The organism is Cytophaga sp., assembly GCF_051961495.1.
Lineage (GTDB): Bacteria > Bacteroidota > Bacteroidia > Cytophagales > Cytophagaceae > Cytophaga.
This window is the reverse complement of the sequence record NZ_JBQCDF010000096.1, coordinates 1-6,690: the sequence shown is the minus strand read 5'-3', so window position 1 is coordinate 6,690 and position 6,690 is coordinate 1. Positions and strand designations below refer to the sequence as shown.

Annotated in this window: 4 protein-coding genes; 1 reads left to right on the top strand and 3 read right to left on the bottom strand. The window is 42.2% G+C overall.

Features of this window, described 5'->3' with window-relative positions; genetic code table 11:
- Positions 1-1,659: gliding motility-associated C-terminal domain-containing protein (locus ACTHJT_RS04440; protein WP_440236646.1), on the top strand; the 1,659-nt coding region annotated here is incomplete at its 5' end.
- Positions 1,660-1,787: 128 nt separating this feature from the next.
- Here ACTHJT_RS04440 and ACTHJT_RS04435 read toward each other — a convergent pair.
- The 3 genes from ACTHJT_RS04435 to ACTHJT_RS04425 all read right to left on the bottom strand — a co-directional run.
- On the bottom strand, positions 1,788-3,164 hold the full coding sequence (locus tag ACTHJT_RS04435; protein WP_440236644.1) for a dihydrolipoamide acetyltransferase family protein: 1,377 nt from the start codon (positions 3,162-3,164) through the stop codon (positions 1,788-1,790).
- A gap of 124 nt (positions 3,165-3,288) precedes the next feature.
- Entirely contained in the window at positions 3,289-4,542 is a 1,254-nt protein-coding gene (locus tag ACTHJT_RS04430; protein WP_440236643.1) for a competence/damage-inducible protein A, read from the bottom strand.
- Between the two features lie 15 nt (positions 4,543-4,557).
- Positions 4,558-6,690: T9SS type A sorting domain-containing protein (locus tag ACTHJT_RS04425; RefSeq protein WP_440236641.1), on the bottom strand; the 2,133-nt coding region annotated here is incomplete at its 5' end.

Here is a 6,690-nt window from a genome sequence, read left to right as displayed (position 1 = left end):
GGTACCTATACCTGGTCAACGGGTTCAACAAACAACCCATTGGTTGTAACAACTTCAGGTACTTACACGGTTACTTATAAATCAGCAGATAATTGCACGGCGCCTGTATCCGCATCAACAACGGTAACAGTGAATCCGATTCCGCCACAACCGACAGTTACTGCGGGCGGTCCGTTGACCTTCTGTGATGGTGGTTCAGTAAGCCTGACCGCAGCAACAGTTGGCTTTACAGGCGGTACCTATACCTGGTCGAACGGTTCAACAACGAATCCATTGGTTGTAACAACTTCCGGTTCTTACTCAGTTACATATACATCACCTGCTAATTGCACCGCGCCTGTTTCAACATCAACAACGGTAACGGTGAACCCGATTCCGCCACAGCCGACAGTTACCGCTAGTGGCCCTTTAACCTTCTGTGATGGCGGTTCGGTAAGCCTGACCGCAGCAACAGCTGGTTTTACCGGTGGTACCTATACCTGGTCAACGGGTTCAACAAACAACCCATTGGTTGTAACAACTTCAGGTACTTACACGGTTACTTATAAATCAGCAGATAATTGCACGGCGCCTGTATCCGCATCAACAACGGTAACAGTGAATCCGATCCCGCCACAGCCGGTTGTTACAGCAGCGGGTAATACCAATATTTGTCCGGGTGAAACGGTTACCATGAGTGCAAGCGCGGCCGGCTATTCGGGAACGTTTGAATGGTTTAAGGGAACTCAATCTTTAGGCATTTCAAATAGCATTGATCTGACAATTCCGGATTCATATAGTGTGTTATTTAAAACAGATGAAGGTTGTGTATCAAGCATTGCTGAAACATTTTCAATAACGGCACGGCCATTTAATTCTGCAGTAGATTTAGGCGCTGATCTGGTAGTATGTAATAATTATGTTGAACTGCTTACCACTTCGCCATTGTTTGGTAAGGGCAGCTGGTCATTATATGATCCCGGTTTACAGTTTGATACAAAAGCAGATTCATCCTATGTGCGCATCTCCGGACTGGTGGATGGAAAAGAGTACAAATTTGTATATAAGGTTTCAGGTGAATGCGGCGATGACCGCACCGATACGATAAAAGTACGTGCAGGAGTACCGGGCTTTAAAATCGCTTCGCTTCAAACACCTAATGACACCATGTGTGTTGGTGTGGCCCGAACAGTAGAAGTGAACGTGACAGGCGGCTCCGGAAAATATGTATACCACTGGCTGAACGCTGCTACAAATGATACTATGAATACAACTGTAAATTCCCTGAACATTACGCCTGCTTCTGTTCTTACAACGTATTATGTGTATGTGGAAGATAAAGTAAAAACTGGATGTAAAACATTTGCAGATACCATTCTTATTTCAGCTCTGGAAAAGCAGAAACTCTTGGTGCCGAACCTGATCACGCCCAATAAAGACGGTATGAATGATGAGTTCAAAATTGTTGAGGTCGATAATTACAACAATAAAATGTTTCCGTCAGGTTCATATGTCGAGGTATACAATCGCTGGGGAACCCGTGTATATCAGGCAAACAATTATGATGGTACCTGGAAGGGAGAGAACACAGAAGATGGTATGTATTTCTATTATGTAAAAACCGGTTGCGGCGGAGAAGAATTCAAAGGCTGGCTGCAGATCCTGGGAAATGTGAATTAAAGAAAGAATTTAATAAGCGCTTAAAAAAAAGTCCCGCTACAGGCTGGACTTTTTTTTATGCGCTTATTAAATTTAATATTATATATCTGTATAAAAAGCCAAAGCTTGTTGTAAATCAATTTCGACGCTTACACAAATATTTTTCTGTTTACATCAAAGTTCTCCAGGTAATCAGCCACTCGGCGTACAAACATACCACCTAAAGAGCCATCAATTACTCTATGGTCATAAGAGTGGGACAGGAACATCATGTGACGGATGCCTAGCGTATCACCTTGTGGTGTTTCAATCACGGCAGGCTTTTTCACAACAGCACCTAAAGCCAGAATTGCAGCCTGTGGTTGTACAATAATAGGTGTACCCATTAAATTACCAAAAGACCCAACGTTTGAAACCGTATATGTACCGCCGGAAAGGTCATCCGCTGTAAGTTTGTTCTGGCGTGCGCGTTTTGCCAGGTCATTTACTTTTTTTGTCAGACCTACAATATTCAGCTGGTCAGCATTTTTTATAACCGGAACGATCAGGTTGCCGCTTGGTAATGCTACCGCAATTCCGATATTGATATCTTTCTTAACAATGATTTTATCTTCTTCAATGGATATGTTTACCATTGGATAATCCTTGATTGCTTTAACAACGGCTTCGATGAAAATAGGAGTGAATGTCAAGGCAACATTTTCATGTTCCATAAAATCGTTCTTCCATCTGTTTCTCCAGTAAACAATATTGGTTACATCTGCTTCTACAAAAGAAGTAACATGCGGAGAAATGCGCTTAGATTCAACCATGCGGTCTGCAATCATTTTACGCATGCGATCCATCTGGATAATCTCTACATTGCCACCATGAGATGCTGCTGGTTTGGCAACATACGCAGGTTCTGTTGGAGCTGAGGCTTTTTTATCTTCTTTCGGAGCTTGTTGTGTTACCGGCTGTTCTTCATTAGCCGGTGCAACTTTACCGTCTTTCTTAGCTTGTATGTAATCGAACAGGTCATTTTTCGTTACTCTGCCATCTTTACCTGTACCGGCAATGGTTTCAACTTCAGCAAGAGAAATATTTTCCTGGCGGGCAATATTCAACACCAAAGGAGAATAGAATCTTCCGTTCCTAGGAGTGCCTGGTTGAGCAGAACTATGAGCGGTAGCAGCAGTTTCAACCGGTGCAGTTCTTTGAACCGGTTGAAACTGCTGCGCCGGAACAGAAGTCGTTTGCGGAGTTGCCGCAGGTGTTACAGGTTCCGAAACATTTGATTGGTTCACATCAGTTTCAATAATTGCAATGGCTGAACCTACCTGCACAACCTGCCCCTGTGTTGCGCGGATCTCTTTTAAAATTCCATTGAAGGGTGATGGTACTTCCGTGTCTACTTTATCAGTAGCCACTTCCAGCACAGATTCATCTTGTTGAATACGATCCCCGGGTTTCTTCAACCAGTTCAAAATCGTACCTTCCATTACGCTTTCTCCCATTTTGGGCATTACCAATTCTACCAAGGCCATGAATGACGGAATTTTTTTATTTTTATATTAAATACAAAAATACGCTTTTTTTATTAAGTCACATCCTTTTTGGTGAAACCTTCTATGTATATAAATGTTTTAATAACAGGGTTTTATGTAAAAATCAGGAATTATTTAATTGATTCCGTACCAGATTTAAGATTGCCAGTGCAGTCATCCGGATGTTGTTTTCGCGGAGAGCTGAAAGCTGAAGTTTTTTAGTGACCACTTTGTGTTCATCCGCATAAGCGATCCAGATGGTGCCAACGGGTTTTTCTTCCGTTCCTCCGTCAGGGCCTGCAATACCGCTTGCAGCCACGCCGATGGACGTGCCGAGCTTTAATCGTACTTCCCTGGCCATTCGTTCAACAGTTTGCTCACTAACGGCGCCATAGGTGGATAAAATTCCTGAAGGAACGTCCAGCTGTTCGGTTTTTATCTTGTTCTGATAGGCGATAATGGATCCGTAATAATAAGCAGATGACCCTGGCACAGATGTCAACAGGTGAGCCAGATAACCACCGGTACAACTTTCGGCTGTTGAAATGGTTTTGTGGTTCTTTTTTAATAATTGCCCCACTGCGTATTCCAATGTATCATCATCAAAGCCATATACGTGGGCTGATATAAGAGGAAGTACTTTATCAATTTCATGTTGAATTTCTGTATTCAATTGCTCCTGATTTTCACCTGTGCCAGTTACTCTCAGTCGCACCTCGCCGGCAGAAGGTAAGTAGGCAAGGGACATATGAGCCGGTAACGCAGCTTCCCAGCCGGCAATAAGTTCTGAAAGTGTTGATTCACCAATACCAATGGTTTTGATCATGCGATGTGCAATGACCGGTGTTTTGAAATGTTGTTTTATTTTATCAAAACCGAAATCTTTCAGTATGTGTTTCATTTCAAAGGGCACACCAGGTAATGAAATGTACACAACATTACTTACGTCGAACCACATACCCGGTGCAGTACCGTTCCTGTTCATCAATACTTCGCAGTTAGCAGGAACAAGCGCCTGTTGTTTGTTAATTTCGCTTAATGTTCTGCCTCGTATAAAGAAAAGACTTTCGAGGTGTGACAGTACAGCTTCATTCCAAACAAGTTCCGTGTTGAAATATGCACACAATGTTTTTTTTGTGACATCATCATTAGTGGGGCCTAAGCCGCCTGTGATGATTACCAGATGCGCGCGTTTGCTGGCTTCTGAAAAAATACGCAGGATTTCATCTGCCTGATCACTCACGGAAGATTTCTGTCGTATCTTAATGCCAAGCTTGTCCAGCTCAGCACTGATCCATTGTGAATTGGTATCTGTAATCTGACCATATAAGATTTCATCACCAATGGTAATGATCTCTGCGAAAATCTGTTGATTCATTTTAGAAAGGAAAAGTTATTTTACAAAACGCAGCAAGGTACCTGTATCTTTTAATTCAATAAAATACAACCCTGAAGAAAGGTTTGATACATTGAGTTGTAAAATGGAATTTGAAAGTACCACGTTTTCGTTTTTGATTAATTGCCCAAGCGCATTAAAGATAGCGATATCCGCAGAATTTTTCGTTGTTGTTTTTAAGTCAATAAATAAAAAGTCTCCGACCGGATTGGGATATACCTGTATGCCCGATGTATTGCCGTTGACAATATCCAGCGGGTCGCCGATTACGATTGTTTGTTTGACTGAATCCACACAGGCCAGATCATCGCTGGCTTTCAGGGTTACTATATAAGTGCCCGGAAGCATATAGATATGTTCTGGATTCTCTTCTGTTGAAGTTGTCCCGTCTCCAAATTTCCAGAGAAGTGATTGATAGCGGATGCTTTCGTTGGTAAACGCGGATGGATCTAAAGCAGGTTGTGATGTCATGCTGAAATCTGAAACCGGAGCTTCATCAGCGATAATAATATATTTAGTTGCTGCAGACTCATAAAGTGAATCTGCGTTGCTGATATAAATGGTGTCAGCAGCAGACACATTAGTTAATGTATAAGATTTTCCCTGGCTCACAGGTGAGGAATTTGTTGACGGATCTGTCGTGTAAAAGTTAAAGATGTTCCCCGGTTTAGGTTGAATGTTTAAGTCAACGGTAGCGTTGGTACATAATTTATAGGAGTCGGCAGCTGGTGTTGGCCCGGTATGGATTTCTATAAATTTTGCTTTTGCGGCAGCAGCCAGTATTTTCAGGTTCAGCAATTGGGTTTCGGCCATCAATGCAAAGGCGATGATTACGGTATCTCCTTGTTTTAAGTGATTGATCCGTCCGCCTAAGGTCATGGAAATATCATTGCCGTTAGTGTTGCCGCCTGCAAGGTATCTGCCTAATTTACTGGAAAGCACCTTGAATTTTTCTGCATCTGTAAAGCCGTCATTGGGATTAATATTGGTGCCACCTACCGGTGAATTGTCCATGGCATAATAATTATATTCCTGGTCGGTAAGCAGACTAACGCCCGCGAATAAATTGGGTGAAGAGATATCATAGGCATACCCCAGGCGCGTATCAACATCAAAGCCTGTACGGTTCTTTGCATAATTCAGGATATCCCAGTCAATAAAATGGCCCACATAAATGGAATCAATGTCTGCTGAAGAATGATTGATAATTTTATATTCCAGGAAAACTGTATTGTTCAGATCTGTAGTATTGAACGTATAGGAGCGCTGGATACATTCAATGCCTTGTACATAAGCATTGGTAGACGATGCATCGTTAAAGGATGAAACCGTTTCAATGTATTTGATATTGCTTTCTACATAAGAAGGAATAGATAGAGCTGCAAAATCCAGGTTGCTGGATCCGGAAGGGTTTGCACGCACGCAGTCTGATACTTTATCGCTTGCCTGGGCAATCATTAAACCATCTTCATATAAAATGTTGGTTCCGTTTTTTTGAAAACCGGAGCCAATTGTACTGGCAATATCCTGATAGCCGACACGGCCGTTTGATGTAATGGTTGTGCGTACATTATCCGTATAGATGTCTGTATAGAGCGGATTGATATTTATAAAAAAGTATTGATAATCGGTATAGCCTGTAGCAGGATCCGTATAGCCCAGCCTGCATTCAATCTGCTGATTGGTTTGTGAGCTTTTAACAACAAATTTCAGCGGCGATGCAGCGCTTGATTTGGATTGTAAACTATCGATGGAGCCAAGTGTAAGAGAACTTATTACAAAGTCGAGGTCAGGAGAAGTAGAAGAGATATCAACGGTCAGGTTAACAGCCGGCCGGAGATAATTAAAGAAGTCTGCTTTAATAGATACTGTGTCGCCATCAAATAAGTTTGTACTGTTGAATTGAGAAACAGCAAGTAAGTTTTTATATCGAATGGCTGGTGATTTTGTATCAGTAAGTGCTTTGTACAGGTTGATCCTGCCTTTACCCATTTTTTCTTTATACAAGGCATTTTCAGGAAAGGTGTCTGTAACATCGGCGGTCACGCGTAGTAATTCAGCTGCCTGTAACGCAGAAATATTCGGGAAGTGTGAACGAACAATGGCTGCAGCACCGGCAACAAGAGGTGC